The organism is Devosia sp. (assembly GCF_017307495.1).
Taxonomy (GTDB): Bacteria; Pseudomonadota; Alphaproteobacteria; order Rhizobiales; family Devosiaceae; genus Devosia_A.
The window spans coordinates 99,755-114,557 of the sequence record NZ_JAFKHE010000022.1 but is presented as its reverse complement, the minus strand read 5'-3'; the positions used below and the strand labels follow the sequence as shown (position 1 = coordinate 114,557).

Sequence of the window (14,803 nt, the reverse complement as noted above, 5' to 3'; positions counted from 1 at the left end):
TGCCTTCTATTCGTCCAACAAATAGATTTCATCCCGATCATCAAAATTCGTGATGGAGAGCCAGGATGGCCGTGCCGCTCGATCTCGACCAGCTCCAGAGCTTCTGCGCCATCGCCGATTGCGGCAGCTTCACCGAGGCAGCACGGCGGGTGAACAAGACGCAGTCGGCGGTGTCCATGCAGATCAAGCGGCTGGAGGAACGGCTCGGCCAGGTGCTGCTGACGCGCGACGGACGCAGCGTAGCGCTGACCGAGCATGGCGACGCGCTCTACGCGCGGGCCCGGCGCATGCTGCGCATCAACGCCGAGATCATGGACGTGTTCTCGGATGGCGACCTCAAGGGCTCGATCCGCTTCGGCGTGCCGGACGACTACGCGGTGCGCCTGTTGCCGGTGATCCTGTCGAGCTTCCAGCGCACCCATCCCAAGATCGTGGTCGATGTGCGTTGCCAGCCCTCCGAGGAACTGCTCGAGGGCATGAAGAAGGGCAAGTACGACCTCATCGTCTTTACCCAGGGCACCAACCACGAGTATGGCGAGCTGTTCCGCACCGAGCGGATGTTCTGGGTTGCCTCGCATGGCGGGCAGGCGCTCGCCACCGAGCCGCTTCCCATCGCGGGCGGGCAGACCTGCTGCTGGAAGGACAATGCCGTCGAGGTGCTCAACCGCATCGGCCGCGACTACCGCATCGCCTATACCTCGTCGAACGCCATGGCGATCGCCAGCGCGGTGCTGACCGACCTCGCCGTCGGGTTCCTGCCCGAAAGTGCACTGCAGCCGGGCATGCGGGTGATTGCCGAAGACAAGGACCTGCCGCGGCTGCGCGACGCCGAGATCGCCCTCATGCGCGCCAGCCACGCCTATGGCGGCATCTACGACGCGCTGGCGAGCCACATCGTCGCCTCGATGGGCAATCTCGACGGACAGGACAACCTGCCGATGGCGGCGGAGTAGCGCAGGGCAATCGGATCTGGCGTGAGGCACCAAAAAGCGGATCTGACGTGAGGCACCAAAAAGGCCCCCTCACCCGGTCCTGCGGGCCGACCTCTCCCCCAGAGGGAGAGGTGGCGTTGTGGCGCGATGGTGCCCTTTCACCTCTCCCTCTGGGGAGAGCTCGCCGCGAAGCGGCGGGTGAGGGGGCCTCTTCGCCACATGCGATTGCCCCCGCTTTCGCTGGGGAGGTGAGAGCCTACATCTCGGCTTCGTCGAAGATGCAAACGAGGTCGCCGGCCCAGGCGGAATTGTAGCGGTCGATCCAGCGTTCGGCCTGGGTCTTGCCCAGGTCCAGCGTCTGCTTGAGCGGGGCGAGATAGATGGTCTCGTCGTCGCCGCCCTTGAGCTGCTTGCGCCGGCGCAGCCCGTCGTCGGCGAGATCGACGACGAGGCGGGCGATATCGGCCACCGTACCGCTGCGGAACCGGGTGTGGATGGCGGTGCGCGGCACTTCGTTGCGCAGCGTCTGGCGCTCGAACTCCGTCCAGTCGCTGACCAGGTCCCAGGCGGCGTCAAGCGCCTCGCTGTCGTAGAGCAGGCCGGCCCAGAGGGCGGACAGCGCCAGCACGTGATCGCGGTCGCCCATGTCGGCGCCGCGCTGCTCGAGGAACTGCTTGAGCCGGACCTCGGGGAACAGCGTCGAGAGATGGTTCTCCCAGTCCTTGAGCGTCGGCCTGGCGCCGCGCAACTGCGGCAGCTTGCCATCGAGGAAGGCGCGGAAGCTCTCCCCGGCGGTGTTGATGTATTCGCCGTTGCGGATGACGAAGTACATCGGCACGTCGAGGGCATAGTCGGCATAACGCTCGAAGCCGAAGCCATCCTCGAAGGCGAAGGGCAGCATACCGGTGCGGGCGCGGTCGGTATTGAGCCAGATATGCGAGCGGAAGCTCAGGTAGCCCGACAGCTTGCCGTCGACGAAGGGCGAATTGGCGAACAGCGCCGTGACGATCGGCTGCAGCGCCACCGAGACGCGCAGCTTCTTGACCATGTCGGCCTCGTCCGAGAAGTCGAGGTTCGCCTGCACCGTGGCGGAGCGGTACATCATCGAGGTGCCGAGGGTGCCGACCTTGTTCATGTACGGCGTCATGATGCCGTAGCGGGACTTGGGCATGGCCGGGATGTCCCCGACGCTCCAGATCGGCGTCACGCCGAGGCCGAGGAAATGGATGTTCAGCGGGCCTCCGACGGCGCGACAATCCTCGAGGTGGGAGTCGAGTTCGGCCGCGGCATCGTGGATGGTCAGCTGCGGCGCGCCGCTGAGTTCGAACTGGCCGCCGGGCTCGAGGGAGATGCCGCCGACGGCACCCATGTTGCGTAGCCCGATCGGATTGCCGCGGTCGAAGAACGGATGCCAGCCGGTGCGCTTCTCGATGCCCGCGAGCAGGGCGTGGATGCCGTCATCGCCCGCGTAGGGGACCGGACGCACCGGGGCCTTGCGATAGACGTGCTTCTCGTGCTCGGTGCCAATACGCCACTCTGCCTTGGGCTTGCCGCCGCTAGCCATGACCTCGATCAGGTCGGCCCGCGACTCGATCAGCGGGGCATCTTCTTCACCGGACATGGACACTCTCTAAAGGCGGGCAACCCGGTTCCGACCGGACGGCGGCGAAAATAGCGGCCGTTTCGCTTAAAGCAATCGCTTTTATCGCCAATCGCCGATGATTGCCTGAACCACCGCCAATGCCGCGACAGCCGCGGTGTCGGCGCGCAGGATGCGGGGGCCGAGGCTGATCGGGACCACAAAGGGCTGCGCCAGCAGCAACTCGCGCTCGTCGTCGGAGAAGCCGCCCTCGGGCCCGACGATGAGCCCCACCGGCAAGCCGTCGAGGTCGCGCATCTGCTCCAACGGAGAGACCGAGGGCGCGCTTTCGTCGCAGAAGATCAGGCGCCGCAGCCCCTGCTCGTGCTGCCAATGCGCCAGGAGATCGGAGAGCGCCACCTCGTCCGCAACGGTAGGTACCGACAGCACCTCGCATTGCTCCGCCGCCTCGATGACGTTGGCGACGAGCTTGTCGGACTTCAGCCGGCTGACCTGCGTGTAGCGGGTGATGACGGGCTGGATCACCCCTGCCCCCATCTCCGTCGCCTTCTGCACCAGGTAGTCGAGCCGGCCGGTCCTGAGCGGCGCGAAGCCGAACCAGAGGTCGGACTTCGGCGTCTGGTGCTGGGTCTGCACCACCACTTCCAGCGTCGCGCCCTTGCGGTGATCGTCAGCGATGCGGGCCATCCAGGCACCATCGCTGCCGTTGAAGACGACGAGCGCATCGGCCTTCTTCATGCGCAGCACGGTCAGGAGGTAGTTGGTATGCTCGCGGCCCATCTCCAGCGTCGCGCCCGGGGCGAGCGGCGCCTCGACGAACAGGCGAGGCAGGGTCTTGTGCGATCTGGGCATCGTGGTACGCGTGACTGAAAAGTGGCCGGACGGCCATTAGCTCACAGCCGAGGAACGATGCAAACCCCCGAGAAGGCGACTGGCACGGTAGCGGACGCGGAGCGCGGCAACTGGGTCGATCGCTACGCCCCGGATTGGCTCAAGCCCTATGCGCGCCTGGCGCGCTGGGACCGCCCGATCCCGCTGCTGCTGCTGTTCTGGCCCTGCGCCTTCGGCCTGGCGCTGGCAACGCTCGACGAGCCGTCGCGCGGCTTCGACGTCATGGCGCTGGTCCTGTTCCTCATCGGCTCGGTGGTGATGCGGGGCGCCGGCTGTACCTTCAACGACATCGTCGATACCGATATCGACATGAAGGTCGCCCGCACCCGCTCGCGGCCGATTCCGTCGGGCCAGGTGAGCAAGCGGCAAGCGGCGTTGTTCCTCATCGCGCAGTGCCTCGCCGGCCTTGCGGTCCTCGTGCAGTTCAACGGCACCACCGTGCTGCTCGGCGTCTCCTCGCTGGTGCTGGTCGCGATCTACCCGTTCATGAAGCGGGTGACGTGGTGGCCGCAGTTCTTCCTCGGGCTGGCCTTCAACTGGGGCGCGCTGATCGGCTGGACCGCCGCCACCGGTTCGCTCGCCCTGCCCCCGCTGCTGCTCTACGCCGGCTCGATCCTGTGGACGATCGGCTACGACACCATCTACGCGCTGCAGGACATGGAGGACGATGCGCTGATCGGCGTCCGCTCCACCGCCCGCCTGTTCGGACGCCGGGCCCGGCTGTTCATCGCGCTGTTCTACGCGGGGACTGCGTTGCTGTGGGTCGCAGCGGGGCTCGCGGCCGGGGCACGATGGCCCTTCCTTGCGGCCATGCTGGTGCCGATCGGCATTTTCGCCTGGCAGATCCGCACCCTCGATCCGCGCGACCCCGGCAATGCCCTCGTGCGTTTCCGGGCCAACCACTGGGTCGGCCTGTCGCTGGCGCTGGCGATCCTCGTTGGGCTGATGTGACGAAGACAGCACGAGCGGGCCGGCCTCCAAAAAGAAGCGGGGCCGATCCATTCGGATCGGCCCCGGGCTCGTAAGTGCTTGGAGGTCGCTACGAGTCTTCTGCCGGCAGTTCAAACGTGCATGGGATCGCTGCCGGTTAGTGATCTGTTAACGGCCGGAGGGCCGGAAAGGTTGCAGCCTCAGGCGGATTCCCCCGGCTTGCGACGATTGAGGAAACGGGGGCGGCGCGCGGCTTCGGCGGCCAGCCGGCGGCGCTCGTGCACCGCACCGAGCGCGACGCCATCGACGGTCTGCGAGTAGGGAAGGAGGTTGCCGTCGCCGGCCTTGATGTAGAGCGGCAGGCGCAGTTTCTTTCCCCAGTTCTGCCACTCGGCCACGACGTTGGCGTTACCGACTTCCTCAAACACGCGGTAGTTGAGCGCGGGGTCGCCGTGCACGAGTTCGATGGTGCTCTGCAGCACGCCGTCCTCGGAGATCGAGGTGGACACGGCAACGCCGATGAACTCGTCGACCGGCACCCTGATCTTGATCTCGACGCCGCTCTTTTCCAGCCGCTTGCGCACGGTCACGGTCTTGACCGGCTCGCGGGGGCCGTTGTCGTTGGCCGGGCCGAAATGGCGGGGGATCAGCGGACGAGTGCGAGGCGTGCGTCCCTCGCCGAACAGCAGCACGACGGTCGAACCGTCGATCCCAACATGACCCTGCATCATCAACCTTCCTGTCAACTTTCGAGAGCTTGTTGTTGCCGCCCTCTTGTTGCCCCCAATCTAGCCGCCCCCCTTGCCGGCCCACTTAAGAAACTGGGTTAAGTTTAGGTTGTTTTGCGCGAGGGTTAGCGGGTCGTCACCAAGTGTAACGCGGCATTAAGTGCAAGTTGTTCCAACCGTTTAATGAATATTGCCGCGCGGTTTCCGGAGGCGCGGCGAGCCCCTGCCGGGCCTTGTTCGAGCGGCCTGTTGCGCCTAGAAGCACGGCAGCCTCGCGTACCCGGAATGCTGATGACGACTGGCACCGCAACCACTGCCGCCGAAGACCGCGAACTGTTGCGATCGGCCGCCGTCAATGCCGGCATCATCGCCGCGGGATATTTCCGCACCGAGTTCAGGACCTGGACCAAGGAGAACGCCTCCCCGGTCAGCGAGGCCGATCTGGTGCTCGACCAGTTCCTCGGCAACACCCTGCTCGGCGCGCGCCCCGATTATGGCTGGCTCAGCGAGGAGAGGGCCGACAATGCCCAGCGGCTGACGCATCGCCGCGTGTTCATCGTCGACCCCATCGACGGCACGCGCGGCTTCATCCGGGGCGAGGACAGCTGGACGGTGACGCTCGCGGTGGTGGAGGACGGCATCCCCATTGCCGGCGTGGTCTATGCGCCGGCGCGCGACGAGATGTATGATGCCGCGCTCGGGCACGGCGCCCGCTTCAACGGCCGGCCGCTCGTCCGCCAGCGCCATCCCGGCCGCACCGCGCCGCTCATTCCCGCCCCCGGCGCGGTCCACCAGGAACTGCAGGCCGGCGGGCTCGAGTATGCGCGCGGACCGGCCTATCCCTCGCTTGCCTACCGCCTGGTGCAGGTCGCGACCGGCCACCTCGACGCCGCCGTCACCCGGCGCGGCGCGCAGGACTGGGATATCGCGGGCGCCGCGTGTATCCTCAGGGAGGCCGGCGTGGGCTTCGAGGACGTGTGCATAGGTGCCTTGCGCTTCAACCGCCCGGAAATCCGGCATGGCGCGCTTGCGGCGTTCGGCGAGCCTTCGCTAAAAGCGCCGCTACATGCGGCGCTGGTCAAGGTCTATGGCTGCCCGCAGCCGCAGGAAGTCGATCTGGAGCGTCGTTAAGTCGTGAGCAAAGCCAAGAAGCCCCAGCCCAAGCAGCAGCTCTTGCACCTCGTCCTCGGCGGCGAAGTGGAAAAGGGCGACGAGGTCGTGTTCAAGGACCTCGATGCCGTCGATCTCGTCGGCGTCTATCCCAACTACGCCGCCGCCCATGCGGTGTGGAAACAGAAGGCGCAGCTGACGGTCGACAATGCCGAGATGCGCTATTTCGTTGTGCACCTGCACCGGCTGCTGAACCCGGAAGACGACGAGCAGGGCTGAGCGGGAAGGGCAGTCCGTCTCGGCGCGCGGCCCCAAGGAGCATCTCTTCTCCGGGAGGGCGCTTCCGCTAGTTGCCCACCACCTGCCCCACTAGTTCGGCCGCCAATGTGTCCAGCCGCTTTGCGGCCTCTTCCGATACGGTGCGGAATGCGGCGACCATCTCATCGCGCCGTGGTTTGTCGTCGACAAGCCCTGCGATGACGCCGGGCAACTCCTCCGCACTCGCCACCTGCGTTGCGCATCCCAAGGCCGACAGGGCCGCATGCAGCGGCTTCTGGCGCTCGACATTGGGGCCATAGACGCTGGCCGCGCCCAGGTGCAGCGGCTCGCTGAGGTCGTGCCCGCCGACATCGGAGAAAGTGCCGCACACCACCCCGACGGTCGCTTGGGCATAGACCGCCGCCAGCGCGCCCATCTGGTCGAGCCAGACGAGCGGCCCCGCTTCGGGCAGATCGCCGATCGTATCGATGATGCGCAGGTCCGCGCCGAAACCGGCGCTCAGCACCTCGCCCGGCGTCTTGCCGGGATAGCGCGGGACCAGCACGACGCGCAGGTCGGGTCGCGCCCGGCGCAGGGCGGCAATGGCCGGCGCAAGGCCGGCAATCTCGTCGCGGTGCACGTTGCCAAAGGCAACGAGGGGCGGCGGGGACCTGTCGATCGGACCGGCGGGGCGCGAGGGGACGAGTTTCAGGTTGCCGATCACCTCGATCCGATCAGGCGGCACGCCCAGCGCGGCATAGCGGCTGGCGATCGCCTCATCCTGCGCGTAGATGCGCCCGGCCCTGGCGATGGTGCGGCGGGCAACGGCCGGGTTGCGGCGATGGCGAGCAAAGCTCCGCGCCGACATGGTGGCGTTGACCACCAGCACCGGCACGCCGGCCTCCGCCGCGGCGGCGAACTGCGCCGGCCAGAACTCCGACTCGACGAGAATCACCAGGTCCGGCCGCACCGTGTCGAAGACGCGCCGCTGCGCCGCGAGCGTATCGAGCGGCATGATGAAGCTCGAGGCCTCGCCGGCGATGGCGGCGACGCGGGCAAAGCCGGAATAGGTCGTGGCGGAGAGGACGACCGAGAGGTCCGAGTCACGTTCGAGCAGGCGCTGGCGCAGCAGCTCGGCGACCTTGGACTCGCCTGCCGAGACGGCATGGATCCAGATGCGGCGCCCGCTGGCGGGCTGCGGCAGCGGCGGGGAAAGGCGCCTCCTGAACCACTCCGCGCCGCCCTCGTCGGACCGGCCGAGGCGCGACAGTGCGGCATAGTGCAGCCACGAGGCCGCGCCGACCAGCGCGCCATAGGCCTGCCACGCCAAGGAGACTGGCCGCCTCACCGCAAAGCTCTCAAGTGATCGGCACGACTGGATATCAATGTTCCCACCGGGTCATCCCCGCGAAAGCGGGACTCTCCGTTCTTGCCTCCGGCATCGCAAAAAGAGGTTCCCGCGTTCGCGGGAACGACGCGGATGAGGCTGCGACGCCAAGCTGACTGCCAACCGCTCTAGCCCGCCCGCCGCCCGGGCACAACCTTGCGGGCCTTCGACAAATGCTGCTAATCCAGCCGGCATGTCTTCAGCCAGAAGCGGGCCGGGCCCACAGGTGCGCTACCCCATAGCCAACGATGCGCGACTGCAGCAGCTCAGCCTCGACGAGGCGCGGGCCGCGATCCGCATCGAAGCCGAAGGGCTGGGCGCGCTCGCCGAAACGCTGGACGGCGCGTTCGTGGCGCTGGTCGAGCTGATCCAGCGGGCGCCCGGCCGGGTCGTCCTCTCGGGGGTGGGCAAGAGCGCTCACGTGGCGCGCAAGGTCGCCGCCACCCTCGCCTCGACCGGCACGCCGGCGCAGTTCGTGCACGGCGCCGACGCCAGCCACGGCGACCTGGGCATGATCACCACGGCCGACGTCGTGCTCATGCTGTCGAAATCCGGCGCCACGGCCGAGCTCGAGCCGCTCGCCAACTACTGCGCGCGCTTCGGCATTCCGCTCGCGCTCATGACCGCCCGCCCGCAGTCGCGCCTCGGTCAGGCGGCCAATATCGTGGTTGCGCTGCCGCCGGCGCCCGAGGCCTGCGACGTCACCTCGGCGCCGACGACCTCGACCACGATGATGATGGCGCTCGGCGATGCGCTGGCCGTGGTGCTGCTCAGGCGGCGCGGCTTCAAGGCCGCCGATTTCCACGTCTTCCATCCTGGCGGAACGCTGGGCAGCGCGCTGCTGACGGTCGGCGAGGTGATGCATCGCGGCGACAAGCTGCCGCTGGTCGCGGCCGAGGCCAGCGTTGCCTCCGCCATCCTCGAAATGACCTCCAAGGGCTTCGGCTGCACCGGCGTGATCGACGAGAATGGCGACCTGCTCGGCATCATCACCGACGGCGACCTGCGCCGGCACATGGCGGACGGCCTGCTGCAGCAGAGCGCCGATGCGGTGATGACGACCAACCCGCGCGTCATCTCGGCCGAGGCCCTGCTCAGCGAGGCGTTGCGGCAGATGACGACGCTGGCGCCGCGGGTCACGGCGATCTTCGCCATGGACGGCGCCAGGCCGGTCGGCATCGTGCACCTGCACGACTGCCTGCGCGTCGGGCTCGCCTAGTGGCCGACCTCATCGTCATCCCTGCCCGCTACGGCTCGACCCGCCTGCCGGGCAAGCCCCTGCACCCGATCGCGGGGCGCCTCCTGCTCGAGCGCGTCGCGGGCATCGCCATGGTCGCCGCCCGCAAGCTCGGCGATGTCGAGGTGATGGTTGCGACCGACGACACGCGCATCCTCGACAAGGCCCACGAGATCGGCCTGCACGCGGTCATGACCTCGCCCGACATCACCTCCGGCTCGGGACGCGCGCTCGCCGCGCTCAGGGCCAGCGGCCGTTCGGCGCAACTGGTGGTGAACCTGCAGGGCGACGCGCCGTTCACGGCGCCCGACCATATCGTCGAGATCGTGCGCCACGCGCGCCGGTCGACCGCCGATGTCACCACTCCGGTGGTGCAGCTCGACTGGCCGCGGCTCGATGCGCTGGTGGCGCACAAGCAGATGACGCCGGCCAGCGGCACCACCTGCATCCGCGCCGCCGATGGCCGGGCCCTGTGGTTCTCCAAGACCGTGCTGCCGTTCATGCGCAAGGAAGCGGAGCTGCGGGGGGAACTGCCGCTTTCGCCGGTGCTGCAGCATATTGGGCTCTACTGCTATCGCACCCCGGCGCTCGAGGCCTTCGAGGCCGCGCCGCCCTCGCACTACGAGGTGCTGGAAGGGCTGGAGCAGCTGCGCCTGATCGAGCTGGGACTCGATATCCGCGCCGTGCTCGTCCCCCCGGCCCGCATCACCATGAGCGGGGTCGACAGCCCGCTCGACGTGGAACGGGCCGAGCGGCTCATCGCCGAGCATGGCGATCCGTTCGTTGACTGGCGCGCATGACCCGGCTCGTCATCGTCAGGCATGGCAATACCTTCGAGGCCGGCGAGGCGCCGCGCCGGGTCGGCGCGCGCACGGACCTGCCGCTGACGGAGGCGGGTGTCGAGCAGGCGCGGGCGCTCGGCTGGCATTTTGCCAGGAACCGGGTCGCGTTCGACCGGGTGTTGAGCAGCCCGCTGATCCGCGCCCGGCACACGGCCAGCGAGATCATCGACAAGGAGCCCGAGACGGCCGAGTTCCTCAACGAAATCGACCACGGACCGGACGAGAACCTTTCCGAGGACGCCGTGGTCGCGCGGATCGGACGGGAGGCGCTGGAGCGCTGGGAGCGCGACCTGGTCGCGCCGCCGGGCTGGGACGTCGGCGCCGAGTGGCGCATCGCGGCCTGGCACGAGTTCGCGCGGACGGCCGATGGCACGATCCTCCTCGTCACCAGCAATGGCGCGGCGCGATTTGCGCTTGCGGCGCTGGGGCTGATGCGCGAGGACGGGGCAATGAAGCTGCGCACCGGCGCCTATGGCGTGATCGATATCTACGCGACCTCGGCGCGGCTCGTCGGCTGGGACCAGAGGCCGGGCGCACCCGGCGACAGGGGATTGTTCTGATGCAGGTTTTCGTCGAGGCACCGGGCGGCAAGCGGGTCGAGTTCGGCAGCAGGCTGCCGCTTGCCTTCATCCTCGGGCCATGCGTGATCGAGAGCCGCGACCATGCGCTGAGGACCGCGACCTTCCTCGCCGAACTGGCGGAGCGGCAATCCATCCCGCTCGTCTACAAGTCCTCGTTCGACAAGGCCAATCGCACCAGCGCCAGCAGCTATCGCGGGCTCGGCATGGACGAGGCGCTGCAGATCCTTGCCGACGTGAAGGCGGCGACCGGCCTGCCGATCACCACCGACGTGCATGAGCGCGAGCAATGCGCGCCGGTGGCCGAGGTTGCCGATATCCTGCAGATCCCGGCCTTCCTCAGCCGGCAGACCGACCTGCTCGTCGCGGCGGCCGCGACCGGCAGGGTGGTGAACGTCAAGAAGGGCCAGTTCCTCGCCCCCTGGGACATGAAGAACGTGGCGCGGAAACTGGACGGCGCCGGGGCTTCGGGCGTGCTGCTCACCGAGCGCGGCACGAGCTTCGGCTACAACACGCTGGTGGTCGACATGCGCGGCCTCGTGATCATGGCCGAGACCGACAAGCCGGTGATCTTCGATGCCACCCATTCCGTGCAGCAGCCGGGCGGTCGCGGCGACTCGTCCGGCGGCGAGCGCCAGTACGCGCCGGTGCTGGCCCGCGCCGCCGTCGCCGTCGGCGTCGCCGGCGTGTTCATCGAAACGCACGAGGACCCCGACAACGCCCCCTCGGACGGCGCCAACATGATCCCGCTCGGCGAGATCGAGACGCTGGTCGCCGACCTCAAGGCGCTGGATCGACTGGCGAAGGGGCTACAGTGAAGTTGCGGCGAAGCCTGCGCCGTTTGCGCCACTGGCGCGCATTCGCCGAGTTCCGCGATCCGGTTGCGAACGAGAAGAGCCTCGGGGCCCTGCTGTCGCTTCTCAAGGGCGCCCACGTGGCCATTGTCGGAAATGCCCAGTCGCTGCTGGATACCTCGTACGGCGACGAGATTGACCAGCACGACGTGGTGCTCCGGCTCAACCGCGGGTTGATCAAGGTGCCGGCGGCGCAGGGGACCCGCACGGACATTCTCGGTGGCTGACACCGATCCGCGAGTTGATGACTGACGACCTGCTCAGTCGGCAGCCGAGCTTGCCGTCGTGCCGATTCCGGCGTGGCATCAGCTTCAGCTGAGGATTGGCGGAGCGCGTCCTTCGGCCGGGCTGATCTTGCTCGACCTGCTGATTCACCGTGGCAACTGCGCCGGGATCGACCTGTATGGGTTCGACCGGAAGGCATTAAAGACGTTCTACCACACTGACGAACGCCACCAGCGGGTCAGCGCCAAGCGCCGGTGGCACGACTGGCCGCTGGAGCGGGAACTCGTGCTGCGCTGGGCGGCTGAGAACGCGACGATCCGTATCCGCTAGACGGGCAGAGGCATCGGAGGCGGGCGCAAACGATCCGTCTACTGGTACCGTGGCCGCCCGAGTTGCGAGGCTTCCCAAGAGCGCCACCTGGCTCTTTTGAGGCTTAAGCCTGATCTTGCGAACTGACCGAATGCCTACGCTGTCGGCATGGTTCTGCGATAGACCCGCGACGGCCCGACTTTCCCGCTGACTTCCAGATCGCCTACCGGCGCGAAGCCCCCATTCATGATCATTTCGTGCAGTTCGTCGAAATGGCGCAGTGGCGTACGGGCAACGAAAATGTCGCTGGAGCGACCGAGGATTGCCACTGTCAGGTGCTGCAGGGCCGCTGGTGACATTTGGCCCTTCAGGTGGTGGTGCATGCCGAGGTAGCACACGATGTCGTACTTCGGCCGGAGGGGAAGCGCCGAGAGCGCTGAGGCCCCCCCAGTCAAGTCGACTACGTGAAAAGCTGATCCTTCAAGTTGGACCCTTTCGTTGGCAGTATCTACGGCCGCCCTGGAGATATCGCAGCCCTCCACGCGAATCGCTCCGGCCCGCGCAAACGCCTGAGCTACGGTGCCGTCATGGCATCCTATGTCAAGAACAGTGCAGCCAACCGCTCCTGCCAGAACAGCGTCGAGACCAAGCAGCCGATCCTGTGGCGTCCCAGCTACGAGTCTGGAAGTGTCGGTGACGGTCTTTGCACGGCGCTTGTAGCGGTTGGCGCGATACGCGCGAAGGAGTGAACTGATCTTCATTCGTGATCTAGACCCAAAAATAGTAGCGCGGTCAAGCGATGCGCTCCGGTCCCCCTTGGTAGGCAAGCATCGGCGCGAGCCTCCCCTATCCTGACGCGGCAGCCAGAACGACGCACGACGACGCCACGGGGAGACGGAGTCATCGGGTCGGTCATGGGTCCAAGAGATGCGGTCTTCCCGTGGCCGGCAGGACCGTCTATAGGCACAGACTGTAGCTTCGGTTGGTGCAAGCCGCACGAATGTATTTTCATGCTTTTCGCTTTGCCGGCAGGAAGCGTCGTATCGTGAAGGCGCTTGCGGCGGCAGGCGACACCATACGCTTTGTCTGGATTGGCGGCATCTCATTCTCGGGTTTTCCGGAGACCGGAAAGCGAGCGGCCGAAGCCTTGGCCACTGCCCGCTCACAGCGACGAAGTGCCTGGCTCAACCGCCTGCGATTGGGCCTGTTTGGGCTGCAGTACAACTACTGGCGGCGGTATTTCGGGGGCAATCCGGTCGCCGTCGCGGTTGCCTGGAACGGACTCGTGAGTTCGCGGCGCATCTTCATGCTCGCGGCGCGCGACGCCGGGGCACGCACCCTGTTCCTCGAACGCGGTCCCTTGCCCGACACGCTCACCGCCGATCCCGTGGGGGTGAACTTCCAGAACGGTCTGCCGCGCCTGCCGGCGCCCTACCTCGCCTGGCTGGCCGCGCATCCCGAAGCCGATGGTGCGTGGCGCCCTGTCGCCGAGCGGTTGCGCCAACGCCCCGCCACCGCCCGGCATGATCCCGGCGAGCGCCCACCGCCGCCGCTTGAGGCGCCTTTCGTCTTCCTGCCGCTGCAGAAGCAGGGCGACACGCAACTGCGCTTCTTCGGCAAGGCATGTACCGGCGTGCGGGAAACCGTTGCCTTTGTCGCCGCTGCGGCCCAGGCGCTGCCGGCTGGCTGGCATCTTCGCCTGAAGCAGCACCCGAGCGACAAGTCGCGCTTTGCCGACCTGCTCGCCCCCTTCGAGGGCCTGCCGATCTATCTCGACAATGCCACGGACACCTTCGCGCAGGTGCGCGCCAGCCGGCTGGTTCTGACCGTCAACTCCTCCGTCGGGCTCGAGGCCATGCTGCTCGGTGCTCGGGTCGGAGTGATGGGCGAGGCCTTCTGGGCCATCCCCGGCTGCGTCGCCCCGGCCGGCACGTCCGCGGAGCTGGCGCAACTGCTCGGCAATCCCGACGCGGCGGCCTTTGACGACGCCGCTCGCAACGCGCTGCTCAGCTTCCTGGTCGCCGAATACTATCCGCGATTGATCCGGGGCCGTGATGGCGAGGTCGGTTTTTCCGCAGCCGATCTCGACCGGCTTCGTCGCCGGATATCTTCCGGTCGGGTACTCTGCATGGACGGGCAGACTGCATGAACGCCAAGCCGATCAATGTCGTCTGCATCAAGTGGGGCGAGAAGTACCCTGCCTATTACGTCAACCGGCTGTATCGCGGCGTGACGCGCTTCCTCGATCGCCCGTTTGCCTTCCACTGCTTCACCGACCGGGGTGAGGGCATCGACGACGGCGTCGTGCTCCACGACCTGCCGCGGGAGGATTTCGAGGCCGACCTGCTCGCTGCGATGCAGCGCCGGGGCCGCAAGGGCGCGTGGCGGAAGGTCTCGCTGTTCCGTCCGGGCCTTGCCGGGATGGAAGGCCAGATGCTCGGCTTCGACCTCGACGTGGTCATCACCGGGGACCTTGCCCCTATCGTCGATACCGCCCCGGAGAAGGTCGCGATGCGGCGCGAATGGCGCTATGCCTGGAAGGGCCTGCCGGGCGGGCATGGCTCGGTCTTCGTCTTCGACCCGGCCAAGCACCCCTACCTCTACGAGGACTTTGCCCGCGACCCAGCCGGCGCCGTCGCCGCAAACAAGGGCAGCGAGCAGTACTACACCTCGATGAGCGCCTATCGGCGGGGCGAGCTCGTCTACCTGCCCGGCGACATGGTCTCGAGCTTCAAGTACGATGCGGCGCGGCTGTTTCCGCTCAACCATCTCCTGCCGCCGCGCCTGCCCGGCAACTGCCGGGTGATGTGCTTCCATGGCAGGCCGAAGATGGAAGAGGCGGTAGAAGGATTTCGCGCCGGGCCGCTGGACTCGACGCTCGCCGCCGACTGGCTCCGGCGCTACTGGGTCGAGGCGTGAGCA

17 protein-coding genes are annotated in these 14,803 nt (G+C 67.4%); 12 read left to right on the top strand and 5 right to left on the bottom strand.

The window, feature by feature from the left end; genetic code table 11:
- Positions 1-65: 65 nt before the first annotated feature.
- On the top strand, positions 66-953 hold the full coding sequence (locus J0I99_RS14505) for a LysR family transcriptional regulator (protein WP_291389736.1): 888 nt from the start codon (positions 66-68) through the stop codon (positions 951-953).
- A gap of 235 nt (positions 954-1,188) precedes the next feature.
- Here the strand turns inward: J0I99_RS14505 and J0I99_RS14500 are convergent, their stop codons facing one another.
- Positions 1,189-2,553 (bottom strand): glutamate--cysteine ligase, encoded by a 1,365-nt coding sequence (locus J0I99_RS14500; RefSeq protein WP_291398398.1) that lies wholly within the window; start codon positions 2,551-2,553, stop codon positions 1,189-1,191.
- An 81-nt stretch (positions 2,554-2,634) separates the two neighbouring features.
- Positions 2,635-3,384 carry a 16S rRNA (uracil(1498)-N(3))-methyltransferase gene (locus J0I99_RS14495; protein WP_291398397.1) on the bottom strand — a complete coding sequence of 250 codons (750 nt, stop codon included), beginning with the start codon at positions 3,382-3,384 and terminating at the stop codon, positions 2,635-2,637.
- 57 nt (positions 3,385-3,441) lie between these two features.
- On the opposite strand from J0I99_RS14495, the gene ubiA reads away from it, so the two are divergent.
- Positions 3,442-4,374 carry a 4-hydroxybenzoate octaprenyltransferase gene (gene ubiA, locus J0I99_RS14490; RefSeq protein WP_291398396.1) on the top strand — a complete coding sequence of 311 codons (933 nt, stop codon included), beginning with the start codon at positions 3,442-3,444 and terminating at the stop codon, positions 4,372-4,374.
- Positions 4,375-4,553: 179 nt separating this feature from the next.
- Here ubiA and J0I99_RS14485 read toward each other — a convergent pair whose 3' ends face one another.
- Positions 4,554-5,084: a DUF6101 family protein gene (locus J0I99_RS14485; protein WP_291398395.1), complete on the bottom strand. Its 531-nt coding sequence runs from the start codon at positions 5,082-5,084 to the stop codon at positions 4,554-4,556.
- Positions 5,085-5,372: 288 nt separating this feature from the next.
- On the opposite strand from J0I99_RS14485, the gene J0I99_RS14480 reads away from it, so the two are divergent.
- Positions 5,373-6,212 (top strand): 3'(2'),5'-bisphosphate nucleotidase CysQ, encoded by an 840-nt coding sequence (locus J0I99_RS14480; RefSeq protein ID WP_291398394.1) that lies wholly within the window; start codon positions 5,373-5,375, stop codon positions 6,210-6,212.
- Positions 6,213-6,215: 3 nt separating this feature from the next.
- The gene (locus J0I99_RS14475) at positions 6,216-6,470 is read left to right on the top strand and encodes a DUF4170 domain-containing protein (RefSeq protein ID WP_291398393.1); all 255 of its coding nucleotides are present in this window, start codon (positions 6,216-6,218) and stop codon (positions 6,468-6,470) included.
- A gap of 67 nt (positions 6,471-6,537) precedes the next feature.
- Here J0I99_RS14475 and J0I99_RS14470 read toward each other — a convergent pair whose 3' ends face one another.
- On the bottom strand, positions 6,538-7,797 hold the full coding sequence (locus J0I99_RS14470) for a glycosyltransferase N-terminal domain-containing protein (protein ID WP_291398392.1): 1,260 nt from the start codon (positions 7,795-7,797) through the stop codon (positions 6,538-6,540).
- 265 nt (positions 7,798-8,062) lie between these two features.
- Between J0I99_RS14470 and J0I99_RS14465 the strand changes: the two genes are divergently transcribed.
- The 6 genes from J0I99_RS14465 to J0I99_RS14440 all read left to right on the top strand — a co-directional run bounded on the left by J0I99_RS14465 (position 8,063) and on the right by J0I99_RS14440 (position 11,902).
- Positions 8,063-9,055: a KpsF/GutQ family sugar-phosphate isomerase gene (locus J0I99_RS14465; protein ID WP_291389728.1), complete on the top strand. Its 993-nt coding sequence runs from the start codon at positions 8,063-8,065 to the stop codon at positions 9,053-9,055.
- Positions 9,055-9,873: a 3-deoxy-manno-octulosonate cytidylyltransferase gene (locus J0I99_RS14460; RefSeq protein ID WP_291398391.1), complete on the top strand. Its 819-nt coding sequence runs from the start codon at positions 9,055-9,057 to the stop codon at positions 9,871-9,873. Before J0I99_RS14465 ends, J0I99_RS14460 begins: the two co-directional genes overlap by 1 nt.
- The gene (locus tag J0I99_RS14455) at positions 9,870-10,475 is read left to right on the top strand and encodes a histidine phosphatase family protein (RefSeq protein ID WP_291398390.1); all 606 of its coding nucleotides are present in this window, start codon (positions 9,870-9,872) and stop codon (positions 10,473-10,475) included. Before J0I99_RS14460 ends, J0I99_RS14455 begins: the two co-directional genes overlap by 4 nt.
- Positions 10,475-11,311: a 3-deoxy-8-phosphooctulonate synthase gene (kdsA, locus tag J0I99_RS14450; protein ID WP_291398389.1), complete on the top strand. Its 837-nt coding sequence runs from the start codon at positions 10,475-10,477 to the stop codon at positions 11,309-11,311. The genes J0I99_RS14455 and kdsA overlap by 1 nt, the downstream gene beginning before the upstream one ends.
- Entirely contained in the window at positions 11,308-11,574 is a 267-nt protein-coding gene (locus J0I99_RS14445) for a glycosyltransferase family 29 protein (protein WP_291398388.1), read from the top strand. The genes kdsA and J0I99_RS14445 overlap by 4 nt, the downstream gene beginning before the upstream one ends.
- A 127-nt stretch (positions 11,575-11,701) precedes the next feature.
- A complete protein-coding gene (locus tag J0I99_RS14440; protein ID WP_367115431.1) occupies positions 11,702-11,902 on the top strand; it encodes a hypothetical protein in 201 nt (66 codons plus the stop codon).
- Positions 11,903-12,036: 134 nt separating this feature from the next.
- Here J0I99_RS14440 and J0I99_RS14435 read toward each other — a convergent pair whose 3' ends face one another.
- Complete coding sequence (locus tag J0I99_RS14435) at positions 12,037-12,642, bottom strand: bifunctional 2-polyprenyl-6-hydroxyphenol methylase/3-demethylubiquinol 3-O-methyltransferase UbiG (RefSeq protein WP_291398386.1); 606 nt, start codon at positions 12,640-12,642, stop codon at positions 12,037-12,039.
- Between the two features lie 284 nt (positions 12,643-12,926).
- Between J0I99_RS14435 and J0I99_RS14430 the strand changes: the two genes are divergently transcribed.
- Together J0I99_RS14430 and J0I99_RS14425 are read left to right on the top strand one after the other, a co-directional pair.
- Positions 12,927-14,030, top strand: coding sequence for a hypothetical protein (locus J0I99_RS14430; protein ID WP_291398385.1), 1,104 nt, complete (start codon positions 12,927-12,929; stop codon positions 14,028-14,030).
- Positions 14,027-14,800, top strand: a complete 774-nt coding sequence (locus J0I99_RS14425) for a hypothetical protein (RefSeq protein ID WP_291398384.1) — start codon at positions 14,027-14,029, stop codon at positions 14,798-14,800. Before J0I99_RS14430 ends, J0I99_RS14425 begins: the two co-directional genes overlap by 4 nt.
- The last annotated feature ends 3 nt before the right edge of the window (positions 14,801-14,803 follow it).

What these genes read in the sequence shown, in the direction of transcription:
- ubiA (WP_291398396.1), top strand. Translation starts at nt 3,442, where the DNA reads ATGCAAACCCCCGAGAAGGCGACTGGCACGGTAGCGGACGCGGAGCGC.
- J0I99_RS14435 (WP_291398386.1), bottom strand. Translation starts at nt 12,642, where the DNA reads ATGAAGATCAGTTCACTCCTTCGCGCGTATCGCGCCAACCGCTACAAG.
- J0I99_RS14495 (WP_291398397.1), bottom strand. Translation starts at nt 3,384, where the DNA reads ATGCCCAGATCGCACAAGACCCTGCCTCGCCTGTTCGTCGAGGCGCCG.
- kdsA (WP_291398389.1), top strand. Translation starts at nt 10,475, where the DNA reads ATGCAGGTTTTCGTCGAGGCACCGGGCGGCAAGCGGGTCGAGTTCGGC.
- J0I99_RS14480 (WP_291398394.1), top strand. Translation starts at nt 5,373, where the DNA reads ATGACGACTGGCACCGCAACCACTGCCGCCGAAGACCGCGAACTGTTG.
- J0I99_RS14485 (WP_291398395.1), bottom strand. Translation starts at nt 5,084, where the DNA reads ATGATGCAGGGTCATGTTGGGATCGACGGTTCGACCGTCGTGCTGCTG.
- J0I99_RS14425 (WP_291398384.1), top strand. Translation starts at nt 14,027, where the DNA reads ATGAACGCCAAGCCGATCAATGTCGTCTGCATCAAGTGGGGCGAGAAG.
- J0I99_RS14500 (WP_291398398.1), bottom strand. Translation starts at nt 2,553, where the DNA reads ATGTCCGGTGAAGAAGATGCCCCGCTGATCGAGTCGCGGGCCGACCTG.
- J0I99_RS14455 (WP_291398390.1), top strand. Translation starts at nt 9,870, where the DNA reads ATGACCCGGCTCGTCATCGTCAGGCATGGCAATACCTTCGAGGCCGGC.
- J0I99_RS14505 (WP_291389736.1), top strand. Translation starts at nt 66, where the DNA reads ATGGCCGTGCCGCTCGATCTCGACCAGCTCCAGAGCTTCTGCGCCATC.